Origin of the sequence: Pseudoalteromonas sp. SIMBA_162 (genome assembly GCF_046535955.1) — a bacterium.
Lineage (GTDB): Bacteria > Pseudomonadota > Gammaproteobacteria > Enterobacterales > Alteromonadaceae > Pseudoalteromonas > Pseudoalteromonas marina.
On record NZ_JAWJBQ010001035.1, the window covers coordinates 1 to 242 of the forward strand.

The following is a 242-nucleotide window of genomic DNA, read 5'->3' on the forward strand; positions in this document are numbered from 1 at the left end:
GGGCACGAATGACACCTGCGGCGTTGGGGCCTTGCAGCGAATAGTAGATGGTCTGCGAAGCGCGGCGCGTCCGCACCATGCCTTCACGACGCAGAATCGCCAGATGCTGCGACAGCGCGGATTGCGACAGTTCCAGGCGCGAGTTGAGCTCGCTCACCGACATTTCGCTGTCGCTGAGCAGGCACAGGATGCGCAGGCGGTTCTCGTTGCCCATCGCCTTGAGCAGGGCAGTGGCTTCTTCG

Annotated in this window: 1 protein-coding gene; it reads right to left on the reverse strand. The window is 63.2% G+C overall.

Annotated features, from left to right (window positions below; genetic code table 11):
• A partial coding sequence (locus R0J88_RS22855) for an ArsR/SmtB family transcription factor (protein ID WP_410901299.1) occupies positions 1-242 on the reverse strand: 242 nt, incomplete at both ends.